The following is a 23,458-nucleotide window of genomic DNA, read 5'->3' as shown; positions in this document are numbered from 1 at the left end:
ACCAAAGCCCTACGGTAGCGCCAAAGGCGCTGTGAGGGGAGATGTATCTCCGTTGATGATGCAGCAGCCGCGTCTTTAGTGGCGGATTCTCACCCGTTCAGTTCCGGTTATGAAATTCTCGATGCCCCAGTACATTTCGCCCGTTCGGTTTGTCGTGTCCGCATGTGATGTCCGACCGGAGGTATGCGGAAAATACGTCAACTGACCGATGGTCGAGGAATGTGATTGTTCATACGCTTTTCATCTGGCTATACGCCGCCCAGCCGGCCCTGTTGACGGCCTGCAGAGACGAAAAGAGTATCAATGAAACGCACTGGCTTATTCAGTCGTTCCCCAGCGAGGAACATCGCCTTCGGCGCACTATTCGCGCTGATCAATATGATCGCGCTCTGGCCACCTTTGTACATCGCAATGTCCCACCAGCACGGTCTGGTCATCGGCGTACCGATTTCGGTCTGGTACCTGATACTCGTGTCCGCAGCTGCGATCGCAGCAGTCACCGGTCTCTGGGTCACCGAGTGTCGTCAGGGAGCGGTGGACTGATGATCGTCACTTTTGGCGCCTTAGGCGTCTTCTTCGTCGTCATCGTTGTTGTCCTTCACATCTCCAAGAACCGGCAAAGCGTCGCGACGTTCAGCAACTACGCCGTCGGCGAGCGCTCGTTTTCGAGCTGGTTCGTGTCGATGGCGTACACGAATTCGTGGTGGCCCGGTTCGACTTTTACCGCGGTTTTCGGTCTGACCGTTGCTAGTGGCGTGATCGGGTTGTACTTTCTCGTCTACTCCGTCCTTGGTGTTCTCGCGATGTATTTCATCGCCCGGCCAGTATGGAAGTGGGGTAAGAAGTTCGACCTGCGGACCCAGGCGGATCTACTGGACCTGCGGTACAACAGCCGCGGCCTGAAGTTGATCGGAAGCGCCATCAGTGTCGTCGCCCTCGTGCCCTGGCTCGTTCTCGGGCTCATTGCAATGGGCGCGGTAGTTCAGTGGGCATCGCTGGGTAAACTCTCTGACGCCGACTCCATCCTGATCGGGATTGCAGTATTGGTCGTGCGTCAGTTCTGGACCGTCCAGATGGGTATGAGGGGTCTCATCCTCACCGATATGGTCCAGGGGATTGTTGCCTACATCGGATCGGCCATTTTGTGCCTGGGCCTGTTGTTCTTCTACTTCGGTGGCATCTCGAACATGAGCAAGCTTACCGACGCTCAACTGAGCCTGCCCGGCTTCGGATCCGATGAAGGCGGACTCTACTACTTCGGCATCGTTGCCGCCGGAATCATTGGAAGTCTTTGCTGGCCTATGATATTCACGCGAATCTACACTGCGGCCAGCGTGCGTGAAGTGAAAAAGGGCTCGCTGCAAACAATGGCGATCGGCTTCGTGTTCTGCGTTCTACTCATGTTTGTCGCGCTGTGCGCGGCGCCGATCCCTTTCGCCGCTGCCAATCCAGTATCGTCGTTCTTCGCGATCGCGCAGGACGCCGGTGGTACCTGGTTGTTGGCGATCGCGCTTGTCATAGTTTTCGCGGCGGGAATGGGCTTCGTCGACGGCGTCACCCAAGCGATCGGCACTCAAGTTGCGAACGACATCGTTGCTGTCGTTCACCCACTGCGGGACAAGCAGGAGCTCTACCTCGCCAAGGCTGCGATGGCAGTTACCGCAATAGTTGCCGCGATCATCGCGTACCGCATCTACGATTCACCCAACTTGGCCGGCGTCACGCAGTTGGCGTATCAAGCCATCATCCAACTTGCCGTACCGATCTTCGGCGGACTCATGTGGCGCAAAGGTAACAGGGACGGCGCAATCGCCGGGCTGCTCGTCGGTGCGGTAATCGCTCTGGCGCTGACGGTTCCGTACATGGACCAAGGCGGGGCAGTGCCGTGGCTTGAGGGGTTAGGTTCCGGACTGGTCGGCCTCGTAGCCAATCTTGTCGTCTTCGTCGCGGTCAGCCTCCTTCGAGCCAGTGACCGGGAAGAGTTGGAACGAGTTGATCAGCTCTTCGAGTCGGCCCGAGAGCCGTCCCGCAGCCCAGGCCAGACAACACCCATACCGAGTGCCGGCCAGATAGCGCCCGCACCTTTACCGTGACCCGATCTCGGGACTGCCCCACAAAGAAGAGGAATTGAGTTCATGAGCACGTTCGATCAAACCATCACCATCCCCCACCTCGGCGGCTCGGTCATAGGGGCCACGTTCGGGCGACCTTACAACCCCGAATTGCCGACCCTGGTCATGATCAACTCGTACACCACCTCTGCGGAGTTGTACCGCGACCAGTTCGCGGATACTGCGCTGACCGACAGGGCCAACCTACTGGCCCTCGAGCCGTACGGTCATGGCCGAACCCGTTCGACATACAAGCATTTCACCTACTGGGACAGCGCAGTTGCGAACCTGCAGGCTCTTGCGGCACTGGACATTCCGAACGCATTCGTCTTGGGGACTTCGCAAGGGGGGTGGATTGCCACCCGAATGGGCTTGCTGGCACCAGAGGTAGTCAAAGGCCTGATTCCGTTGGGTACCTCGCTGGACGTCGAGAGTCAACGCAGCCGCGACCTCGGGTGCTGGGACGGGCCGGGATTCTGCACCCCCTACATCGAGGCCTTCGGCGAGCCGGTCGACGACGACTGGGTTGTTCCCGATGATTTCGTCGATGCCACCTTCGACGCTGCGCTGGGAGGCTTGAGCCCGGAAGACCGAGTGAGGTGGCTCGAGATCTACCGCACGAACTACTCCGGCGACGCGGGCCGGCACCGACTGCGGCTCGCCACGATCAATCTCCGTGATCGCGACGGGTTGTTCGGGCGATTGGACGAAGTGACGCAGCCGGTTCTGTGGCTCCACGGCACGGCAGACCAGGTTTATTCAGTGGCCAACGCCGAGGACGAAATCAAACTGTTCACCCGTGCGGCCGAAGTGCGCCTCGAGACGATCCCGAACGGGCATCACTTCCTGAGTGCGTCCAAACCCGCTGAAGTCAATGCTGCTGTGATCGATTTCCTCGGTCGGTGGGCATGACCGACACACAGCTCGAGCAAAAGGCAGATTCTATGCAAGACCTATTGTCGGACAGGCGAATTCATGCAAATATGGTCGCAGTGAATGCGATGCTGCAAGCAGACCCCGTCTTGATCGATGTCACCCCGGCACTCGATGCGCTGCCCGGCATGACCCGCCACACCATCCTCACCTCGGGAGCCCCGTTGCCCTGGCCTGCATACGAAGGAGGCCAGCGCCGAGCGATACTGGGAGCAGCACTCTTCGAGGGGCTCGCGAACTCGGTGGAAGAGGCCGACGCTCTCCTGCATGCGGGAGACATCCTCGTCCGGCCGTGCCATGACTACGGGTGCGTAGGCTCGCTGACCGGGGTGACGACGGCGTCGATGCCTGTCCTCGTTGTCGAAGATTCGATGTCGGGTTCGCGCGGACACTGCGTTCTCTACGAGGGAAGTGCCCGCGAACGCCTCACCTACGGGGTATGGAACGAGGCTGTACACCAACAATTGACCTGGATCAAGGACGTGCTCGGACCAGCCCTCTCAGCGGCACTACGACACAACGGCGGTCTACACACCAGTCCCATCATTCGGCGTGCCCTCGGCATGGGCGATGACTTGCACAGCCGTAATACAGCGGCAACAGCGGTGTTCTTCGAGCAGATCTACGAGTCTGTTCTCGAGGCCAACGGCTTCACCGCAGCAACCCGCGACGTTCTGAACTTCCTCAGTCAGAACGATCTGTTCTTTCTCCATGTCGCGATGGCGACGGGTAAGAGCATCGCGACAACCGCCAGCAATACACCGCACAGCAGCATCGTCACCGCTATGGCGTTGAGCGGGAAGGAGTTCGCGATTCGTACAGCTGGCACCGGCCAGCGATGGTTTCGCGCGCCGATTCCCACGTTGCAGGCGAAATATTTCGACGGGATCACCGCTGAGGATACTGCGTACATGGGCGGGGAGAGCCTGATCACCGAGACGGTGGGACTCGGCGGCCTTTCGGCGGCGGCTGCTTTTTCGCTTCAGGATTACAGCGGCGGATCGGCTCAGAACATGGTCGAAACGACGGAGGCAATGTACGGCATTACTCACACTGAGCACCCCCAGTGGAAGATTCCGTATCTAGAGTTTCGTGGCGTTCCGTTCGGAATCGACGCGGCACGTGTGGTTTCCACCGCGATCACTCCACGTATCCACATGGGTGCCGCCCTGCGTGAGGGCGGACACGCGGGCGCCGGTCTGCTCATCGCCCCGATCGAACCCTTCCGCGAGGCCATCGCGGCGCTCACCGTGTCGGCGGCATGACGGAGAATCCCCCTTCGGCCGTCCACGTATCCGCAACTGGCGGCTACTTCAGCCGAAGAACCATCACGGACCTGGCTGCGGACCTTCGGGCACGTCGGGTCACGTCAGCGGACTTGATCGGGATTGCCATCGAGGAGGCCGAGAGCTCGCAATCGACAATCAACGCGTTCGTCACCATCGACGTGGCCGGAGCTCGTGCCGCCGCAGCCGCCGCCGATCGAGAATTGGCCGCAGGTGCTGACCGGGGTCCGCTGCACGGGGTGCCGATAGCGGTGAAGGACATGATCGATGTACGAGGTCTGCCGACGACCGCTAGTTCGCGCCATTTCGTGAATCGGATCGCCACTCGCGATGCAGATTGCGTCGAGCGGCTCAGACGAGCAGGTGCGATAGTGATCGGGAAGACGACGACGCATGAATTCGCGAACGGTCCGACGGGGGATCGTGCTGCTACTGGACCCACTCGTAACCCACATGCATTAGGGCACATGTCCGGAGGGTCTAGTAGCGGTTCGGCGGCCGCCGTCGCTGCCGGCATCGTTCCAGTCGCACTCGGCACCGATACCGGTGGTTCCGTGCGAATCCCCGCAGCATGCTGCGGCGTCGTCGGCATTCGCCCCACACAAGGGGCGATCAGCACGCACGGAGTACTTCCTCTGGCCAGTTCGATGGACACCGTGGGTGTTCTGGCTCGCTGTGCGGCTGATGCACACGTCGTACTGTCAGCGTTGATCGACGATTTCTCACCACCGGCCGAGTGCACTTCCGTCGCCGGTGTGCGCGTTCGCTGGATATCGCCGAGATCAATTCATGCCACTCAACCATCGATTGCCCGTTCTGCCCGCGATCTGGTCGCACCGTTCCTCACCGACGAAATAGATATCCACGGCGCGGAGGCACTTCGCTTCTCCTATCGTGTCATCCAAGGGCGTGAAGCTCACGCGGTCCACGCCGAAAGGCTCAGTCTCGCACCCGATCTCTACGACCCAGAGGTGCGTGAGCGTCTCGAGATGGGCGGCACGTACACCGATTCGCAGTTCTTGCAGGCGATCGCGATTCGTGAACAGTTCCGTGTAGGTGTTGCTCAGCTACTGAGTGCGGTCGATTTCATTGCGCTGCCTACGATTCCCTTTTCGACACCGCCGCTGTTCAGCCGTCGGGTGAGTGTCGAGGATCAGCCGGTCGACGTTCCAAGTGGTCTGCTCTCACTCACCGCGCCGTGGAGTCTCATCGGACTGCCCGCAGTGTCCATTCCAGCAGCCGACGTCGACGGTCTACCTGTCGGTGTACAGCTCGTCGGACGCCCACACACCGAGGCTGGTCTTCTCTCGTTCGCAGCGAAGCTCGAGGCGCGGAAGCTGTTCGAGAGTTGACCGGGCCAGATCACGCTGCTCGCGCACCGATCAGCTGACCTCGCTGATTCGTAGTCCCAGTCTGCCGCCGCATGCAGGTAACCGATGTCACGCAAGGTGATCGGGGTTCTTCACGGACAATGTGATGAACAATGCTGACGCAATCAGCACGACTCCGAAAACCGAAAACACCGCCATGGCACCCCCGGCTCCGAACATCGCACCGCCTGCTGCGGCACCTGCAGCGATTCCGGACTGGACACCGACCACCACGATCCCGCCTGCACTTTCCGCCTTGTCGGGCACGGTCCTGGTCGCCCACGTCGACCACGCCACCGAAACTCCGCCGAATGCCAAGCCCCACAACACCACCAAGGCTGCGCTTACGCTCTGAGTTGCAGGCACCAGTGCCAGACCTAGAGCAGCTGTCCCGATCAGTAAGGGCATCAGCGCCAATGTCAGACGCAGGCTGAGTTGGAGGAGCCATCCGGCGACAAGTGTGCCTGCCAAGTTCGCCACTCCGAAGGCAAACAATAGAACAGTCAAGGTGGAGGCGCCGACATCGACCATGGTTTCGAGCGCCGGCCGAATGTAGGTGAACAGTGCATAGTGCCCGATATGGACGAGCAACATGCCGACGATGCCGATCCCGAAGCGTGGATGTACCAACACCGACCACAAAGTTCTCAACCGTGCCTCGTGCCGCGGTGCCATCGGGGGCAACGCGAACAGTTGGAAGGCAAGCGTCACGACCCCGAGGGCTGCGGTGACCCAAAAGGCACTGCGCCAACCGGACAGTTCACCGAGGTAACTACCGAGCGGCACGGCCACGATGGTTGCTACGGCGATACCGCTGAAAATGATTGATACAGCGCGAGGTACCGACGATTCCGGTACCAGACGCATCGCCGTGGCAGCCGCCATGCTCCAGAAACCACCTAACGCAATGCCGAGCAGGATCCGCATCGCCAACAGCACCACCATGTTCGGGGCCAGGGCCACGAGCGAGTTCGACGCGATCATCAGCACAGTGAAGCTGAGCAGAACAATCCGCCGGTCCATCCGTCGTGTCAGGCTTGCCGTCAGTAGTCCAGAGAGGATTGCTGCTCCAGCCGTGACGGTGACTGCTTGGCCCACCAGTGCTTCCGGCACACCCAAATCATCGGCAATCGGAGTCAACAGACTGGCCGGAAGATACTCGGCCGTAAGCAGTCCGAATACGCCCAGAGCCAGTGACATCACCGCCATCCACTTCGGTGTTACCGGCAGCGGTGGCGGGTCGACAACTGCGGCTGCTCGGACGGGTCGGGTATCGGGCGCGGTGCTGCATACATCACTGGACAACGGTTGTACTTCTCCTGGATCGCATGAAAGGCTTTGAGTCAACACTAGATACGACTTTCAGGATGATCTATGACTGAGGATCCGGCCGTTTTGATCAAGAGTCCGGCCGAGTCGGCTGCCGGGACGTTCGCCTCGTCCTCCGACCTCATCAGCGAACTGTTGACGAGTATGCGGTTGCGTGGAGTGCAGTACCGTCGCGTTCATGCCGGTCCGCGATTCGGCATCGGCTTCGATGCGAAACCGGGCCGTGCCTATTTCCACTTTCTCGCAGTCGGTCACGCGTTCCTGCGTGCCGAGAACGGCACCGTCCACGAACTGTCAGCGGGTAACGCTGTGTTCATCCCGCACGGTCGACCCCATCAGTGGCTGTCCGGGCCGGGCGTAGTGGTTCAGGGCATCGACAGCTACGACTCCGAACCCCTCGGTGATGCGGTGGGGGACGTGAATGTCGGCCTCGCCGCCGACCTGTCTCCCAGCGCCGTATTGTTCACCGGTTACATGGAATTCGATCTTGGCGGGATGCAAGGCCTGAGTCGTATCATGCCCGAGATCATGATCGCCGACGCCCAGGGGGAGCGATATCCCGGACTTTTACCGATCCTTGCTGCGATGAGGCGTGAGACCTGTTCGGCGCGTGTCGGTTTTGCTGGTGTTTCAGCGCGTCTCGCTGAAGTCGTGGCTGCGATGATCGTGCGAGGGTGGGTTGAATGTGGCTGCGACAATGCCTCTGGACTGGTGGCTGCGCTGCGCGATCCGCGACTGGCGGGAGCCATCTTGGCTGTCCACCGGGATCCCGGACATCATTGGACGGTAGCGGAGTTGGCATCGCAGTGCCATGTGTCCCGATCGGTGTTCGCGGAGCGCTTCCATGCGATGATCGGCGTACCGCCTCTGCGGTACGCGACGGAACTGAGAATGCTTCTTGCCAGCCAGTGGCTGGCCCAGGACACGATGTCGGTGGAAGCCATGGCTCGAAGTCTTGGTTACACCTCTCAAGCTGCGTTCAGCCGCGCTTTCAAACGCGTTACCGGGCAGCCTCCCAGCGCACGCAGAGCTACCTCGCCCATACAGTTCGTTGCGTGATGCCTCCGACAGCGATCGCCCCGAGAAGGTAAAAGGGGAAGGGGTTTCGAGTGCTTCTATGCCCAACCCACTACGAGTCTCGCGGATTGTTCAGGAATCGTGGGGTCCAAACCGGTGAGTTTTGCAAATCGATGAAGGCGATTGGACACGGTGTTGCGGTGACAGAACAGCTCGTTTGCCGATTCCCCGATACTGCCTGTTTTCATATAGCTGCGCACGCATTCTTCGAGACGGGCCCGCTCCGCGTCTCCGCAGGTCACCAAGGCGTCATCTACGTCGGTGAGTAGCCCGTTTCCTGATTCTTGTAGGCCTAGTTTGGCCAGTCTCGCCCACCCTCGGTCCCAGGTGAGAGCCGCGTGGTCTTCGCTGGTGATTGTTCGTGTGAGAGCTCGTGCGGTATTGGCCGCCGCGCGAAGGGCTGACAGACCGGTGTCGGCGTTGACAATTCCGACTCGAAGCTTGAGGAGGTTCCGGCCGACATCGGTGACTTGCGGTCCGTCGAGGTCGAATCTGCGTGTGAAGGCAATCAGGACGTCGCCGAGGTAGTGGGTGTACACCGTTCGTCCGGAGCGCTCGGTTTCGGAGATGAACACTCGTAGCGCCGGGATGTCGTCACCGGCAGCTCCGATGACCAGAAGGGGGGCGCGTTGTGGGATTCGGAGTTCGGTTGCAATGGCATCCAGTTGATCTGTGTCTGTGGATCGGGGATCTTGGAACAGGTTTGCGATGCGTCCTTGCAGCGCAGACGATTCCTCTCTCAGCATGCGTTCTCGTTCGGCCATGTAGGCCCCTTGTGTCTGTGCGGCGTACTCGTCGACGGTGCGGAGCACGATCCACGTGTGTCGGACCAACAGTTCGGCATCCGTCGCTGACGACGCGGAGGTGAGGGCCTCCCACAGCACGTTGTAGTCCAATCGGATCGCGGTCATCAATGAGGTGATGGGGATCCCTGCCCGTGCACGCGAGATGCCGACATCGTTCGCGACGGGGACGAAATCGGGCAGACCTCCCGCGCGCAGACCTTGGAGCATGGCGGAGAAGGCCATCCGGCCTGTGCGTTCGATCTCGGACGTCGGTAGCGGCGACGAGTCGTAGCCGGCGATCGAGGCGACACGTTTGACGAAGGTGTCGGTCAGTTCGGCGACGTCGAGGCTGTCGAGCAGCTCTTGCCATCTTCCTGAGTCGCGGGCGTCCGGCTCGTTGCCCGGTCGTGAGGGGGCGAAGTGGTTCACCAAGTCAGAATAGGGCATATGCACAAATTCGTGGCCGTAATCGGCGGGGAATGCCTAGGGACAGTGAGCGAATAACCTGAAATGCTTGCAACAGGCCGAAATCCCCTGGGGACAGAAGCAGACCTAATCCCTCATCCCTGATGGAGAGTTATGACGTACACACAATCGACGTCGATCGAATTCGGAGCCGTTCATGAGCTCGACAAGAAGAGCGCAAACAAGGTCGCACTCGGCGCTCTGGTCGGTTCCGTGCTCGAGTACTACGACTTCTTCCTGTTCAGTGCCGCGGCCGCTCTCGTGTTCAATGTTCAGTACTTCACCAGCGGCAACGCAACCTTGGCCGCACTTGCCTCGTTCGCCACTTTCGGAGTAGGGGTGGCGGCCCGACCGATCGGTGGCATTGTCTTCGGTGCAATGGGCGATCGGATCGGCCGCCGAAAGACGCTGATGATCACCATCGTCGGTATCGGCATCATTACCGCGTTGATCGGCATACTGCCCACCTACGCAGCGATCGGCATCGCGGCGCCGGTGCTGCTCGTGCTGCTGAGAATCGTGCAGGGCCTTTTCGTAGGAGGGGAATGGTCAGGTGCCTTGACCCTGGTGGTGGAGAACGCGCCACTGCATATGCGGGCGCGATACGCAGTGATTCCCCTCATCGGATCTCCGATCGGAACAATTCTGTCGTCTGGTGGGTTTTTTCTGGTCACCATTGCAATTTCGCAGCAGAACTTCGAATCCTGGGGTTGGCGCATTCCCTTCCTCCTCTCGTTACCGTTACTTCTTGTCGCGGTTTATATTCGGCGCAAACTCGAAGAATCCCCTGTCTTCCGTCAGCTCGAGGAAGCTGGGGAGTTGGCGACCAATCCCGTGAGCACAGCCTTCAAACACAGCTGGCGTCAGATTTTGATCGGAATGGCGGCTTCACTTCTCGGAATGGGCGGGTTCTACCTCGTCACGACATTCTGTGTGTGGTACGGAGTGAACGTACTCGGATACAGCCGATCGTTGATGCTGCTCGGAACTATCGTCGCGGCCGTAGTCGAGATCTTCGTGATCTTGTTGAGCGGGCGGTTGGGCGCGCGGTTCGGTTCGAGTCGGGTGATCTTGTGGGGCGGGATCGCCTCTGCCGTAGTCGCTTTGCCGGCCTTTCTGCTACTGACTTCGGGCGTTCCCGTGCTCATCGTTCTGTCGATGACGTTGGCAGTGGCGACGTTGTCGTTTCCCTACGCAGGTACAGGAGCTGTTCTGACCGGACTCTTTCCGGCGCGAACCCGATTCACAGGTGTTGCCGTCGCGAACAACACCGCCGCGATGATTGCGGGATTCGTTCCACTTCTGGTTACCAGCCTCGTAGCTGCAGCTCATGATCACTGGTGGCCAGCTGCGTTGGTTCTCGCGCTGATCTCGTTGATCACCGCATCGGCAGGAGCGATCGCGCCGAAATTCAGCGTGGACCTCCCCGGCTTCAAGCACTGAGAAACGTAGCGCGGCTGGTGTTCGAAACATCGCACTTCGTACCGCTGGATCAGACGCGGCTCGATTACTGGACAAGGACATTTCTCTTATGCAACTCGATCTCATTGTGCGGGCGCGCGAAATCATCACTATGGATCCTGATCGGCCGATCGCTTCGGTTGTCGGGGTAATCGGTGACCGTATTGTCGGGTTCGACGACGAGGTCGCCGGTATCGAGGCGATACGAACCCTGGACTTCGCAGACGCCTGTGTGACGCCCGGTCTGATCGACGCTCATTGTCACACCGTCTGGTGGGGACTTGGATTGGCGTCGATAGACCTCAGCCGCGCCGCCAGTCTCGAGGATCTCTACAGGCTGATCGAGGCCGAAGTAGAGCGTATCGGTGATGACGCCGATGCCTGGGTCCACGGCACAGGTTTCAACCAGGGGCACTATGGCGGCGAATTCCCTGCTATCGATCGGCTCGACGCCGTGACGGGAGACCGGCCACTGTACTTACGGCACACCTCTGGTCACGCTGCGATTGCGAACACCGCTACGTTGCGTCTCATCGGTGCGCTTGACGACGGGTTCGAAGTTCCCGTCGGAGGTGTCGTCGTGCGGGATGACGAGGGCCGCCCTACCGGTGTAGTCGAAGAGTCGGCGCAAGGGTTGGTGCAGGCGTTGCTCTTGCCCTACTCCACCGAGCGGCTCGCCGAGGCAATCGACGAGGCAACCAAACGCTTTGCTGCACAGGGGATAACAAGCTTCACAGAAGCTGGTGTCGGTGGCGGTTGGATCGGCCACAGCTCCATCGAAATCGCGGCCTATCAATTGGCCGCAGATCGCGATCATCTGCACGCTCGTGCACAGTTGATGCCGGCAATCGACGCTCTTCATCCCCTTGCTGCGAACGCTTCGGACTTCTGCGGCGAGGGGACAGGAGTGGGCTTGGACCTCGGGATTCGTTACGGCTTCGGCGATTCCCACGTTCAGTTGGGGCACGTCAAGGTCTTTCTCGACGGTTCTTTGCTCGGGGCGACCGCCGCTGTGACAGAGGACTTCTGTGGCCATGAACATAATCGGGGATACCTCCTCGACACGCCGGAACTGTATCGAGAGCGTGCACTCGCGGCATATCGATCGGGGTGGCCGCTTGCGCTGCATGCGATTGGAGACGCAGCAATAGACCTGGCCCTGGATCTGATCGAGGAGGCGCAGAAGAGTTACGGCCGCCACACAGCTCCGTGCCGTATCGAACATTTCGGCATCGCTCGACCGGATCAAGTGCGGCGTGCCGGCGATCTTGCCATTGCTGTGACCCCCCAGGCAGGTTTCATAGGGCCGCTCGGCGATCAGATTGTCGATCTTGTCGGGACCGACCGTGAACCGTGGCTTTACCGTGGGCGATCGGTCATCGATGCGGGAGCAATACTCGCAGGCTCATCAGACCTTCCTGTCGCCGACAACAATCTTCGTAGAGGTATGCAGTCGGCCGTCGATCGTCGTACCGACACCGGATTCGTCCTGGGCTCGAACGAGGCGATCACACCGGAGGAAGCCCTTCGAACGCACACGGAATGGGCTGCGCGCGCGACCGGTCAGATCGACGACAAAGGCACCCTCGAACGGGGAAAACTTGCGGACTTTGCCGTGTTCTCGTCGTCGCCGCTCACGGCGCCGAACATATCGGAGATCGACGTCGTCGCAACAATACTCGGAGGAAACCTCACCCATGATGCCCGACCGACTCGCTGAAGAATTACTCGTAATCTTGTGAAGGAGAATGCCGTGAACGTGATGCGAGAGCCGGCTGACGAACTCGCCGTCGATCTCGGCTACGTGAAAGCCGGACAAATGCACTTCGACCGGACGTTGCGCGAACTCGGTGACGACGAACTGCGTGGACCCTCGTTGCTTCCAGGATGGACTCGCGCGCACGTGGTCGCGCACGTCGGTTTCAACGCCCGCGCCCTCGGCCGCCTGGTGGATTGGGCGACGACAGGCATCGAGAAACCGATGTACGAGTCTGCCCATGCGCGGAGCCGGGAAATCGACAGTGCAGCACCACTGTCGAAAGTCGAACTCCGTGAACTCGGCGACAGGGAGGCGAGAGCGCTCGAAATCGCCTGGAGCGCAGTCCCCGACAATCGTTGGTCTACCGAGGTAAACAACGCTCAAGGTGTGCGGATACCGGTCGTCGATACAGTGTGGATGCGATCTCGCGAATTGTGGTTACACGCAATCGATCTCAACTATTCGGCGAGTGCAGCGGACATACCGCCGGCGGTGCAGCGACGAATAATTCACAATGTCCTGGATACATGGGCCACCCGAGACGACTATCGCGTGCACATGACAGTTGCGGACACCGGTGAAGAGTTCGAACCGGCTTCGAGTCACATCACCACCGCCGATTCGACCACGGCACGCACGGCTGTGTCCGGGTCGCTTCCGAATCTGCTGATGTGGGTGACCGGCCGCAGAAACATCGCAGTGTCCGCGGTCGACACGTCGGGCCGCGAGATCGGCACAGCCCCGACAGCTCCGCGCTGGCTCTGACGCTCACTATCGACAACACGAAAATGAGGAACGAATTGTCAGTCTCGTCAGTAACAGGCGGCCCACTGGTGTCGCAACACAGAGAACTCGTAACCGCAATTCCAGGACCGCAATCGCAGGTGCTCATGCGTCGAAAAGAGGCGGCCGTTGCGGCCGGTGTAGGGCACGTTGTACCCATATCGATCGTCGCAGCCGGAGGCGGCATCTTGATCGATGCCGACGGCAATTCTCTGATCGATCTCGGTTCGGGCATTGCCGTCACCGGCGTCGGCAATTCAGCTCCAGCCGTTGTCGAAGCCATAACTCGCCAAGCGAAACTGTTCACTCACACCTGCTTCACCGTCACCCCATACGACGGCTACGTTGCGGTCGCTGAGAAACTCAACTCGATCACCCCCGGTGACCACGAGAAGCGCACAGCACTGTTCAACACCGGTTCCGAAGCCGTCGAGAACGCGATCAAGATCGCACGCTCCTTCACCAACAAACATGCGGTTGTGGTCTTCGATCACGCGTTCCACGGCAGAACCAACCTCACCTTGGGCATGACTGCGAAGAACACCCCTTACAAAAACGGCTTCGGTCCGTTCACGCCCGAGATCTACCGTGTTCCAACCTCGTACCCATATCGCGATGGGCTGAGCGGAGTGGCGGCGGCAGAAATTGCGCTCCTGCAGATCGAAAGACAGGTCGGCGCTTCCAATCTCGCAGCAATCGTCATCGAGCCCATCCAGGGCGAGGGTGGATTCATCGAACCCGCGACCGGTTTTCTGCCTGCTCTATCCGAATGGGCAACTGCCAACGGCGTCGTATTCATCCTCGACGAAGTCCAAACCGGGTTCGCCCGTACCGGTGATCTCTTCGCTGCGAACCACGAGCGAGTCGTACCTGATCTCATCGCAACAGGAAAAGGTATCGCGGGTGGATTGCCACTGGCCGCGGTCACTGGCCGCGCAGAGATCATGGACTCGCCACAATCCGGCGCTCTCGGGGGCACCTACGCCGGAAACCCAATCTCCTGCGCCGCGGCGCTCGCCACAATCGAAACGTACGAAAAGAACGACCTGGTTGTTCGTGCACGTGAAATCGCGGCGATCATCGATGAGGTCTTCACCGAACTGGGCGCCTCGGACGACCGTATTGGTGACATCCGCGGCCGCGGCGCGATGAAGGCCATCGAAGTAGTACACCCCGACAGCACAGATCCGAACCCGGCGCTGACCGCTTCCGTCGCAAAATTCGCCGCGGATCATGGCGTAGTGGTTCTTACGTGCGGCACCTACGGAAACGTCATCCGATTTCTCCCTCCGCTCGCAATTTCGGACGAACTGCTACGCGAAGGTCTACGCGTCGTGGCCGACGGATTCCGTGCGCACCCCCCGACCTCAGCCACAAAGGAAAGCCAGTCATGACATTGAAGCCACATGAACAGGACCTACTCAACCGTGTCGAGACCGGTATCGGCGTCGGCGGAACATGGGCGACGTCGAGTTCGGGTGCGACCTTCACCGTCGAAGACCCCGCAACCGGGCTTGTGATCAAGACGATTGCCGACGCAACGGTCGACGACGCCATTCGCGCCCTCGATTTAGCCGTTGCAGCACAACAAGAGTGGGCCGAAACACCTAGCCGCCTACGTTCGGACATCCTCCGCAGAGCATTCGACTTGCTGATGGATCGCAAAGAAGAGTTTGCTCTGCTCATCGCCCTGGAAATGGGGAAGCCGATCGCCGAAGCGCGCGGTGAGGTCGTTTACGGTGGAGAGTTCCTTCGGTGGTACTCCGAGGAAGCCGTACGCGTCAGCGGAGACTATCGCCGAAACCCCGAAGGGACAGGCAACATCACAGTGTCGCACCTCCCTGTGGGGCCCTGCTACTTCATCACACCGTGGAACTTCCCACTCGCGATGGCAACCCGCAAGATTGCTCCGGCACTCGCCGCCGGTTGCACCACCATCATCAAGCCGGCGGAACTCACTCCGCTGACCACGATCTACCTGGTGCAGCTGCTGGAAGAGGCAGGACTTCCGCCGGGTGTGGTGAACGTAGTACCCACGTCGAATCCCAGCGCTCAGTCCAGTGCCCTGCTATCGGATCCACGCCTTCGCAAGCTGAGCTTCACAGGCTCGACGGCGGTTGGCGTCAAACTCCTCGAAGCTGCTGCGCAGAACGTATTACGTACTTCGATGGAGCTCGGCGGCAACGCACCCTTCGTGGTTTTCGAGGATGCAGATATCGACCGAGCGGTTGATGGCGTGATGCTCGCGAAATTCCGCAACATCGGTCAGGCATGTACCGCCGCAAACCGCATATTGGTACACGATTCCGTGGCCGACGAATTCGTTCGTCGAGTAAGTGAAAGGGTTGCTGCGTTGAAAATTGGTCGTGGGGCCGACGAAGGTTACGACATCGGTGCACTGGTCGACAAGAAAGCCATTGCGAAGACAGAAGGTCTCGTCGCTGACGCGGTGGACACCGGCGCGGAGATTGTCACCGGCGGTCAGGCTATCGTCGGCCCGGGCAACTTCTTTCAACCGACTGTGATCGACAAGATCGGGCCTGAAGCTCGGATGGTGAACGAGGAGATCTTCGGACCAGTGCTGGCTATAACTCGCTTTTCGTCCGAGGACGAGGCCGTGCACATTGCCAACAACACCGAGTACGGGTTGGTCAGCTATGTCTACACAGAGAACGTCGGCCGAAGCCAGCGAATGATAGAAAAACTTCAAACCGGGATGATGGGCCTCAACACCGGTCTCGTCTCGAATGCAGCAGCGCCTTTCGGCGGCATCAAGCATTCGGGGATCGGAAGAGAAGGTGGCTTCGAAGGAATTCGCGAGTTTTTGTCCACGAAGTACACGTTGACACCCCGATGACACTTGAATCGACCGCGCGAAAAGCGTCAGTAGGCGTCAGGACTCGTACCGCACGTGGTCGTCGTTGAGTTGCAGTCAGGCACTGTCTTTTGCTCGTAATCTACTACTAGAGAGTAATTTTCGTGACTGAGAACGCACGGCCCGCTACGTCGAACTTTCGGGTAATCGCCGAATACCGGCTGGACGAGGAAACCGCGAACGAGGTGCTCGGCCATCTGGCCCAACTCGCTGAGGCAAGCCGGAACGAGCCCGCCAATCTCGGCTACGAGTACTTCCGCAACGTCGAGAATCCGCTACACGTAACCATCCTCGAGATGTACATCGACGAAGCCGGCTTCGAAGCGCACCGAACTTCGCCGCACTTTGCATCTATCGGCACGGACAAGATCCTTCCACTTCTCACCGATCGCATTGTGCGCACGTACTCAGACGAGAGTGGTCGCTGATGGCCTAAGGCCACCGAGCCGCGTCCCAGCATTCTTAGAGTGATCGGCCTGGCTGGTGGCATGATGGAGGACCGAATTTTCTCGCCAAGAGATCCCGACGAGTAGACGTGTCCTCCGACGACGCTCACGCGATGTTCGGCAAGAGCATTGCTGCAGCCGACTGGCACTCGAACCGGCGGAAGGCGTCGGGTTCAACGGAGCCGAAATCAGACGAGTCACGTACGTTCCGAACGAAAAGTTCGCCGCTGGCGCAAGCTTCGTCGGCAGTTTGCCGACACGCGTTCCACCACTAACCAGATGCAGGGTGGCCTCCGATACGGTTCGACGGCAATGCTTCTCAGGTTCGCTGCCGTGCCCGTGGTGTTCGGAACCGGCAGCCTGTTTGCAGGATCGCCCAGGATCGTCACTGGGTGTAGATGACGGGCGCTGGGTACAACGCGCAACAGTGCTCGCCCGCCACGTGGGACGGACCTACGGGCTCGCCGAGATGGCCGATGACGGTGGGTGGTCCTCTTTCGTCGGACGCGGTGACTATCCGATCTCAAGCTGGATATCGTCTGCAGCCTTGCAAGGCCTTGGCGATGCTGTACGTCGATGTCTTTCGGCGTCACGGCTTCGGGTTCACGAAGTGGTGTTTTCTGTGGCAGTCCGTGCATCCGTGTCGGTCCGTCGGGAGGTGCAGGATCGGCGGATGTTCCATGCAAATCCGAGGTCGGCATTCGTGTTGCGTGCCGGCAGTTCAAGAGTGGGTGCCCGGTCGCCGTATCCAGCAGTGCTACCACGGGATTGCATTTGAACTACGTTGCACAACTGCTGAAATGGAGGATGGAACCGATGCGAGCAGTCGTTGTGTGTATTGGTGATTTGGTGCGTCGAGCACGGCCTCTGTCTCGCCGGCTTCTACGATTTCACCCCGGTAGAGAACCACTGTTCGATCGGTCATCTGCCTCACGACTGCTAAGTCGTGAGTGATGAAGAGCATGCTCATCCCGTTTTCCGCTCTGATAGAGCGAAGCAGCTCGAGAATTTGGGCCTGCACGGACACGTCCAGGGCGGCAACAGGTTCGTCGCAGATGAGCAGCCTGGGTCGAACGGCAATTGCCCGGGCAATCACGGCGCGCTGACGTTCGCCACCCGAGAGCGCAGCCGGACGGAGAGCGGCGTAGCTGCCTGGTAGTCCCACCTTGCCGAGTAACTCCGAGACTTCCGAGGCTACGGAATCGCTATCGCGTTTGTCCGCTCCGGTTCGTACGGCTATAGCTTCTCGCAAGGCTGCACCGATGGTTCGGGATGGATTGAGCGCTGCGTACGGATCCTGAAACACTACTTGGATCTCCCGGGCCAACTCGACTCTGGTTTTTCGCGCAGTGGATCCAGTGGGCGCGAGCTCTCTGCCGAATGCCGATATCCGGCCGGAGGTGACGTGCTCCAGACCTAGGAGAGCACGAGCGATAGTTGTCTTCCCTGAGCCGGATTCACCTACCAGTCCCACTGATTCGCCGGCGCGGATCGAGAAAGTCACGCCGCGGAGGGCGTGCGAGTCCTTGGGCTTGCCGAACATCGCTTTGGCGCGATATACCTTGTGTACGTTCGCAACCTCGACTATCGGTGGGCCGATGGTGTCGAAAGATCGTGACTCGGATTGTTGAGGTAGAGGTGGTTCGAACTCGGAACCGCGGGGAAACTCGTCGTGAATCCGATCGATCCGGATGCAAGCCGAAGCGTGTTCGATCGTGATGGGAGTAAGAGCTGGTCGGGCTGAAAAGCATTCGCCGACAGACCATTCGCATCGGTCAGCGAATGCGCAGATCGCCTCGACGGCTGCGGCTCTGGGCACACTGCCGGGAATCGACGTCAACCGTTCGACTCGACGATCGACAGGGGGACTGGCCGACATCAGCCCACGTGTGTAGGGATGCGTCGGGGTGCGGGCAAGATCGGCGACCGTAGCCTCCTCCACCACGCGTCCGGCGTACATGACCTGGATCCGATCGCAGACGTCCATCGCCACGTGCAGATCATGAGTGATCAAGATGAGCGCCATGTTTCGTGACTTCTGTAGACCGGCGAGAAGTCGGAGGACTTCGTCCTGGGTGGTCACGTCCAGTGCAGTTGTCGGTTCGTCGGCGATCAGCAACTCCGGATCGCCGGCAAGCGCGGCCGCCATGGCAACTCGTTGCCGCATCCCCCCGGAGAGCTGAAAGGGGTACTTTTGTGCGACGGCGGGATCCAAGCCAACCTCCGCGAGACGCGCAGCAACTTCGGCCCGAACTTGTTGGCGTCCGCCTTTTCTGACATTTGGCGGGAGTGTCTCCCGCACGTGCTCGCCTACCGTGTGGATGGGGTTGAGCATGCTGAACGGGTCCTGCATCAAAAGACTGATTCGGGAGCCCCGTAACGATCGCAGTTCACGTTCGCGTGTGCCGATCAACGGGATTCCGTCGAAATCTGCTGCTCCTCGTGCATAGATTCCCGGCGGTAGCAAACCGACAAGCGAACGAACTGCCATCGATTTTCCACTGCCAGACTCGCCGACTATCCCGAGAGTCTCGCCTCGGGGGACCGTGATGTTGACATCGCTGACGAGCACCTGCGACCTGTTCGCGTACACCGATAGCCCGGAAACTTTCAGGAGGGGGCCATTCGCATCGGCCGTTTCCGATTGTACTGTCACATCTTCCACAGTCATCTACTTCCGTTCTCCTGAGTCTGACAGCCGTTTGAAGAACCAGTCGCCGAAGATAGTTGCGGCGCTGCCGGTCAGGATGAGACAGGCTGCGGGGGCAACTGCGACCCAGGGGTTCTCGGAGATCATCGATTGCCCCTGGGAGAGCATCGATCCCCAATCTGCAGCCCCGGGGGCGATACCGATACCGAGAAATGACAACGACGAGAAGGCGACCAACGCTCCGACGAAATCCAGCAGGAAGACGGCGAGCACGGTGGGCGCGATGTTGGGCAGCACATGGCGGATCATGATCCGTGAGTCGGTCAATCCGAGGGTCTTCGCAGAGTCGATGTACGGCAGACGAACCTGGACGCGCGTCACACTGCCGACTATTCTGATGGCGCTCGGTACTGACAGGAAAACCAGAATCGCCACAGTCAGCCAGTAGCTCCCGCCGAGAATCCCCAGGAGCACGATGGCGACGAGGAGCGCGGGCAGGGCATACACGAGGTCTGCGAATCGGTTGAGGACGTTGTCGAGTGCACCGCCGTTATATCCGGCGACCAGCCCCGCGGATGCGCCGGCTATCACTGTTCCCATCGCTACGCACAGCGGTCCGAGCACGGAGCGGCCGGTACCGTCGATCAAACGGGAGAGGACATCGCGTCCCATATCGTCGGTGCCCAACCAGTGTGTGCGATCGGAACCGGTCACACCGCGGAGAAGATCCTGAGTGTAAGGGTCGTAAGGGCTTATGAGCCGACCGGCGACAGCCGCGAATACCATCACACCGAGGATCACCAGTGCAATCACAACGGTGATGGGAATTCGCGATCCCTGCCTGCTCTTTTCGCGATCGGTGAGTGCAGTCATGTCATCCCTTTCCTGCGTACCGCATGCGCGGGTCGACGAGGAGAGCTACCACGTCCACCGCCAGGTTGACGACAATCACGAAGGCGCCGAGACACACGGCCAACCCTTGTACGACGGGTAGGTCCTTTTCGGTGACCGACTGCACCATCAGCGAACCGACTCCCGGTACGGAGAACACGGTCTCGACGAGTACGGCGCCGGACAGCGCAGCGATCAGTATCAGACCGGCCGCAGTCACCACCGGCATTGCGGAGTTCCGTAACGCATATCGGAAGAAGACCCGTGAGGGGTCGAGACCACGAGCTTTCGCGAATGTCATGTAGTCCTGCCGGAGCACGTTGAGCGCTCCGGCGCGTGTCTGCCGGATCAGCAGTGCGATGAGCGCGATGCCGAGTGCTGTTGCTGGCAGGGTGAGGTGCACCAAGCGATCGAAGAATCCATTGCCCACGCCGTAAACGGGGAACAGTCCGAGCTCGAGTCCGAATACGAAAATCAGCAACATTCCGACTGCGAAACCTGGTGCACTCATACCTATTACGGAAGCCATCGAGATACCTCTGTCCACCCATTTATCGCGCTGATACGCCGCTGACATTCCGCAGGGGACCCCGATCCCGACCACCAAAACAAGTGTGTACACCGCCAGTTGGATCGAGACCGGTAGGTGATCGGTGATGATGCCGGTCACCGGCGCACCTGATCTGGTCGACGTCCCGAAATCGAGCTGCAGTGCATCGACCAACCAGTGCCAATACTGAACAAGGAAAGGATCGTTGAGGTGATGTCGTGCCTCCAGGGCCGCGATCAGTTCGGGTGTGCTCGGACGAGAGCCGACAAGGACGGCAATTGCAGAGCCTGGCGTCACCGACAGCAGACTGAACACCAGAAAACTGATTACCAGAAGCAGCGCGGCCGACACCACGAGTCGCTTGCCGATGAACGCCGCTACTGCCATCTCAATCGAACCTCGTTGTGTGGGAGAGATAGTCGTTCACGACGTTGCCTTCACCGCGGTAACCCACGAACCGTTGACGAAGTCGTAGAAGGACATGTCGCGATCGAAGGCGAACCCGTCGGCAATTGCGTAGACCAGATTCGGATTGAACAGCGGGACGTACGGAAGTTGTTCGTGGATGCCGGTCAAGATGGTCTGGGCGGCAGTCCATCGGTCCAGGGGTGAGGTCGATCCGTTCAGGACGGGCAGCGCCTGTTCGACGGAATCGGTAGACCAATTCGAGGCGTTGAATTTCGGTGCGACAGCGTTCTCCTTTCCGACGACGGAGCCGATCAATTTGGGGTCGGGCGTCGATGCGGTAATCGACAGGAATCCGATTCCGGGAACCTTGTGGGCGTACAGGTCGGAAATCCATTGGGTCTGGGTGATGGGCTTTGGAACAACGGTCACACCGAGTGGCGCCAGGTTTTGTTGCAGGTTGAGTACCGTCAGTTCCGTCCAGTTCACGTTGTCGGTGTAGGGGACCTCCACCGTGAATCCCTGGGGGTGCGACGAGGCGGCAAGTTCTTGCGCCGCAAGGTTACTGTCGAACTCGATTCCGCCGATTCCGTCCAGGAAGGATTGCGCGTTCCCAGGGGAACCGGCGACACCGGTCAACATTTCCGGAGTTGCCAAACCCTTCAATATCGCGGAGTCGTTGCCGAATGCCGCCTCTGCGATTCCTTTTCGATCGATCGAGTGCGCGACGGCCTTCCGCACGTGGACATCGTCGAACGGACTCGTACTGGTATCGAACGTCAAATACGTGAGCTTGGTCAGAGGGACCTCGATCGTGTCGATTCCACCGATCTGCTTCCACTGTGACTGCTTCTTGATGTCGGCCACATTCGCAGCTTGGATGTCGCCGGATCGCATTGCCAACTGAGCGGTGTTGCCGTCCGGAATCACGTCGAACTTCAGCGTTTCCGGTGCAGGTTGCTCCGACCAGTAGTCATTGTTACGGACAAGTTGCACACCGGAACTTGAATATTCTTGGACCCGGTACGGGCCAGTGCCCACCGGAACCGCTTGCGCAGTACCCAATTCGGCAGCATGTTCTTCAGCGAACCTTGCCTGTTGGATCAGTCCGAATAGCGCGATGCTCTGCCTGGCAACCGGATCGGGATGCGACAACTTCACAGTCACCCGCATCGGTCCGGTTTGTTCGATGCTTTCGAGACTTTCCAGCTCGCCGGCAGTTTGCGCCCCGGCTGCGGAATCAGAGACGTGCCGAAGGCTCCAGATCACGTCCTCCGGGGTCAGTAGAGTTCCGTCGGAGAATCGCACGTCGGACCGGATGACGTAGTCGATGGTCGTCGGGTCAGGAACCGATACGGCTTCGGCGAGATGAGGTCGCAACTCTCCTTCACCGGAAAGCCGTTCCAGCGGTTCGGTGAACAGGGTCTGAACCTGCATGGAAGGACCGAAATCCTTAGTGATATCTAAGGAGATCGGAGCCGCTGCAAGAGCGAAGGTGAAGGCGGGTATCGGATCGTCGGTGATCGTTCGAGTCTGTGTGGCGCCCGGTGCGGAGCCACACGCGGAAACCACGAGGACGAGTGCTGTTGCCGATACCGCGTACGTGGCGGTTCGCGTGTAAGCGCGCATCGCGCGATGTAGAACTGGCTTCTTCAAGCGTCAACTCCCTGTTCACGAAAACCCAACCGGATATGACGGGTAACGCTACGGAGATGTAGGTCACATATCGTTAGACGATTGTCGAATCCAGCGCGGATATTTTTCGACGATCGGAAGAGTGCTTTGGAAAGTCCCGAGATACAGAGTCAGAGCAAAGATTGCACGCCAACGCGTTCAGACGGAAGCCGGGATTTCAGTATCGGTGTTCTGGGGGTGATGCGACCTGAAGTCGGGATCGGTTGTTGGAGGGCTTCTTTAGGGCCTCGGCCACGACTGGGCGTTCACCAGTGCGACCCGTCGCCAATGTCGACAGCCTCAAAGCATCAGCGCGCGGATGACCTCGGGTTACCTGATCGGCGACTTGGCGACAAGACTGGGCGGGCTTTACGCCCGGTCTGGCGGGCCTGTCGGTGCCCACGGGCGGTTGTTGTTCTCTTTTGGGAACTGTTGCGTGTACTCCGATGACTGGTGACCGCAGGTTCACCGCGTGGGGAGTGGCTCGAGTTTAGGGTGCTCGGCGTGCAGTGCTCGTCCATACCTTCGAACGGGCGGTCGCTCTCGCCGCCGAGCGGGAACAGGCCTAGTCCTCCATTAACCGCCGAAGTCCTCGCATCCAAATCGAG

18 protein-coding genes are annotated in these 23,458 nt (G+C 59.8%); 12 read left to right on the top strand and 6 right to left on the bottom strand.

The features are described from left to right. Nucleotides 1-303: 303 nt before the first annotated feature. The 5 genes from AOT96_RS35650 (at nucleotide 304) to AOT96_RS06830 (ending at nucleotide 5,682) form a co-directional block, all read left to right on the top strand. Nucleotides 304-543: a hypothetical protein gene (locus AOT96_RS35650; protein ID WP_047271996.1), complete on the top strand. Its 240-nt coding sequence runs from the start codon at nucleotides 304-306 to the stop codon at nucleotides 541-543. Then, nucleotides 543-2,093: a sodium:solute symporter family protein gene (locus AOT96_RS06845; protein WP_047271997.1), complete on the top strand. Its 1,551-nt coding sequence runs from the start codon at nucleotides 543-545 to the stop codon at nucleotides 2,091-2,093. The genes AOT96_RS35650 and AOT96_RS06845 overlap by 1 nt, the downstream gene beginning before the upstream one ends. A 42-nt stretch (nucleotides 2,094-2,135) precedes the next feature. Next, nucleotides 2,136-3,023, top strand: a complete 888-nt coding sequence (locus tag AOT96_RS06840; protein ID WP_047271999.1) for an alpha/beta fold hydrolase — start codon at nucleotides 2,136-2,138, stop codon at nucleotides 3,021-3,023. 71 nt (nucleotides 3,024-3,094) lie between these two features. Continuing rightward, the gene (locus AOT96_RS06835) at nucleotides 3,095-4,309 is read left to right on the top strand and encodes a DUF1116 domain-containing protein (protein ID WP_158170424.1); all 1,215 of its coding nucleotides are present in this window, start codon (nucleotides 3,095-3,097) and stop codon (nucleotides 4,307-4,309) included. Further along, nucleotides 4,306-5,682 (top strand): amidase, encoded by a 1,377-nt coding sequence (locus AOT96_RS06830; protein WP_054827037.1) that lies wholly within the window; start codon nucleotides 4,306-4,308, stop codon nucleotides 5,680-5,682. Before AOT96_RS06835 ends, AOT96_RS06830 begins: the two co-directional genes overlap by 4 nt. A gap of 87 nt (nucleotides 5,683-5,769) precedes the next feature. Here AOT96_RS06830 and AOT96_RS06825 read toward each other — a convergent pair whose 3' ends face one another. Beyond that, complete coding sequence (locus tag AOT96_RS06825) at nucleotides 5,770-7,005, bottom strand: MFS transporter (RefSeq protein ID WP_197523629.1); 1,236 nt, start codon at nucleotides 7,003-7,005, stop codon at nucleotides 5,770-5,772. Nucleotides 7,006-7,074: 69 nt separating this feature from the next. On the opposite strand from AOT96_RS06825, the gene AOT96_RS06820 reads away from it, so the two are divergent. Then, nucleotides 7,075-8,088, top strand: a complete 1,014-nt coding sequence (locus AOT96_RS06820) for an AraC family transcriptional regulator (RefSeq protein ID WP_065351473.1) — start codon at nucleotides 7,075-7,077, stop codon at nucleotides 8,086-8,088. A 56-nt stretch (nucleotides 8,089-8,144) separates the two neighbouring features. Here the strand turns inward: AOT96_RS06820 and AOT96_RS06815 are convergent, their stop codons facing one another. Further along, nucleotides 8,145-9,320, bottom strand: a complete 1,176-nt coding sequence (locus tag AOT96_RS06815) for a PucR family transcriptional regulator (protein WP_197523628.1) — start codon at nucleotides 9,318-9,320, stop codon at nucleotides 8,145-8,147. Between the two features lie 150 nt (nucleotides 9,321-9,470). Between AOT96_RS06815 and AOT96_RS06810 the strand changes: the two genes are divergently transcribed. The 6 genes from AOT96_RS06810 to AOT96_RS06785 all read left to right on the top strand — a co-directional run bounded on the left by AOT96_RS06810 (nucleotide 9,471) and on the right by AOT96_RS06785 (nucleotide 16,662). Then, nucleotides 9,471-10,799 (top strand): MFS transporter, encoded by a 1,329-nt coding sequence (locus tag AOT96_RS06810; protein ID WP_054827038.1) that lies wholly within the window; start codon nucleotides 9,471-9,473, stop codon nucleotides 10,797-10,799. Nucleotides 10,800-10,887: 88 nt separating this feature from the next. Then, nucleotides 10,888-12,537 (top strand): amidohydrolase, encoded by a 1,650-nt coding sequence (locus AOT96_RS06805; protein ID WP_054827039.1) that lies wholly within the window; start codon nucleotides 10,888-10,890, stop codon nucleotides 12,535-12,537. A 42-nt stretch (nucleotides 12,538-12,579) separates the two neighbouring features. Beyond that, complete coding sequence (locus tag AOT96_RS06800; RefSeq protein ID WP_065352774.1) at nucleotides 12,580-13,341, top strand: maleylpyruvate isomerase family mycothiol-dependent enzyme; 762 nt, start codon at nucleotides 12,580-12,582, stop codon at nucleotides 13,339-13,341. A gap of 23 nt (nucleotides 13,342-13,364) precedes the next feature. Then, nucleotides 13,365-14,753 (top strand): 4-aminobutyrate--2-oxoglutarate transaminase, encoded by a 1,389-nt coding sequence (gene gabT / locus AOT96_RS06795; RefSeq protein WP_083197589.1) that lies wholly within the window; start codon nucleotides 13,365-13,367, stop codon nucleotides 14,751-14,753. Further along, nucleotides 14,750-16,216 (top strand): NAD-dependent succinate-semialdehyde dehydrogenase, encoded by a 1,467-nt coding sequence (locus tag AOT96_RS06790; protein WP_065351471.1) that lies wholly within the window; start codon nucleotides 14,750-14,752, stop codon nucleotides 16,214-16,216. Before gabT ends, AOT96_RS06790 begins: the two co-directional genes overlap by 4 nt. 122 nt (nucleotides 16,217-16,338) lie before the next feature. Beyond that, on the top strand, nucleotides 16,339-16,662 hold the full coding sequence (locus AOT96_RS06785; protein ID WP_054827042.1) for a putative quinol monooxygenase: 324 nt from the start codon (nucleotides 16,339-16,341) through the stop codon (nucleotides 16,660-16,662). A gap of 775 nt (nucleotides 16,663-17,437) precedes the next feature. Here the strand turns inward: AOT96_RS06785 and AOT96_RS06775 are convergent. Genes AOT96_RS06775 through AOT96_RS06760 form a run of 4 tightly spaced genes read right to left on the bottom strand, consistent with a single transcriptional unit; the run spans nucleotide 17,438 to nucleotide 22,832 of the window. Beyond that, on the bottom strand, nucleotides 17,438-19,351 hold the full coding sequence (locus AOT96_RS06775; protein WP_065351470.1) for a dipeptide ABC transporter ATP-binding protein: 1,914 nt from the start codon (nucleotides 19,349-19,351) through the stop codon (nucleotides 17,438-17,440). Next, nucleotides 19,352-20,203 (bottom strand): ABC transporter permease, encoded by an 852-nt coding sequence (locus AOT96_RS06770; RefSeq protein WP_047272016.1) that lies wholly within the window; start codon nucleotides 20,201-20,203, stop codon nucleotides 19,352-19,354. A 1-nt stretch (nucleotide 20,204) separates the two neighbouring features. Beyond that, nucleotides 20,205-21,158, bottom strand: a complete 954-nt coding sequence (locus tag AOT96_RS06765; RefSeq protein ID WP_047272018.1) for an ABC transporter permease — start codon at nucleotides 21,156-21,158, stop codon at nucleotides 20,205-20,207. A 36-nt stretch (nucleotides 21,159-21,194) separates the two neighbouring features. Next, nucleotides 21,195-22,832, bottom strand: a complete 1,638-nt coding sequence (locus AOT96_RS06760) for an ABC transporter substrate-binding protein (protein ID WP_134929666.1) — start codon at nucleotides 22,830-22,832, stop codon at nucleotides 21,195-21,197. Nucleotides 22,833-23,458: the final 626 nt, after the last annotated feature.

It is taken from the genome of Rhodococcus sp. 008 (assembly GCF_001682295.1).
GTDB classification, from domain to species: domain Bacteria; phylum Actinomycetota; class Actinomycetes; order Mycobacteriales; family Mycobacteriaceae; genus Rhodococcus_F; species Rhodococcus_F qingshengii.
This window is presented reverse-complemented; position numbering and strand designations above follow the sequence as displayed.

Bases quoted from the DNA above. Each gene is read 5' to 3' on its own strand.
- AOT96_RS35650 (WP_047271996.1), top strand. From the start codon at position 304: ATGAAACGCACTGGCTTATTCAGTCGTTCCCCAGCGAGGAACATCGCC.
- AOT96_RS06845 (WP_047271997.1), top strand. From the start codon at position 543: ATGATCGTCACTTTTGGCGCCTTAGGCGTCTTCTTCGTCGTCATCGTT.
- AOT96_RS06840 (WP_047271999.1), top strand. From the start codon at position 2,136: ATGAGCACGTTCGATCAAACCATCACCATCCCCCACCTCGGCGGCTCG.
- AOT96_RS06835 (WP_158170424.1), top strand. From the start codon at position 3,095: ATGGTCGCAGTGAATGCGATGCTGCAAGCAGACCCCGTCTTGATCGAT.
- AOT96_RS06830 (WP_054827037.1), top strand. From the start codon at position 4,306: ATGACGGAGAATCCCCCTTCGGCCGTCCACGTATCCGCAACTGGCGGC.
- AOT96_RS06820 (WP_065351473.1), top strand. From the start codon at position 7,075: ATGACTGAGGATCCGGCCGTTTTGATCAAGAGTCCGGCCGAGTCGGCT.
- AOT96_RS06810 (WP_054827038.1), top strand. From the start codon at position 9,471: ATGACGTACACACAATCGACGTCGATCGAATTCGGAGCCGTTCATGAG.
- AOT96_RS06805 (WP_054827039.1), top strand. From the start codon at position 10,888: ATGCAACTCGATCTCATTGTGCGGGCGCGCGAAATCATCACTATGGAT.
- AOT96_RS06800 (WP_065352774.1), top strand. From the start codon at position 12,580: ATGCGAGAGCCGGCTGACGAACTCGCCGTCGATCTCGGCTACGTGAAA.
- gabT (WP_083197589.1), top strand. From the start codon at position 13,365: ATGAGGAACGAATTGTCAGTCTCGTCAGTAACAGGCGGCCCACTGGTG.
- AOT96_RS06790 (WP_065351471.1), top strand. From the start codon at position 14,750: ATGACATTGAAGCCACATGAACAGGACCTACTCAACCGTGTCGAGACC.
- AOT96_RS06775 (WP_065351470.1), bottom strand. From the start codon at position 19,351: ATGACTGTGGAAGATGTGACAGTACAATCGGAAACGGCCGATGCGAAT.
- AOT96_RS06770 (WP_047272016.1), bottom strand. From the start codon at position 20,203: ATGACTGCACTCACCGATCGCGAAAAGAGCAGGCAGGGATCGCGAATT.
- AOT96_RS06765 (WP_047272018.1), bottom strand. From the start codon at position 21,158: ATGGCAGTAGCGGCGTTCATCGGCAAGCGACTCGTGGTGTCGGCCGCG.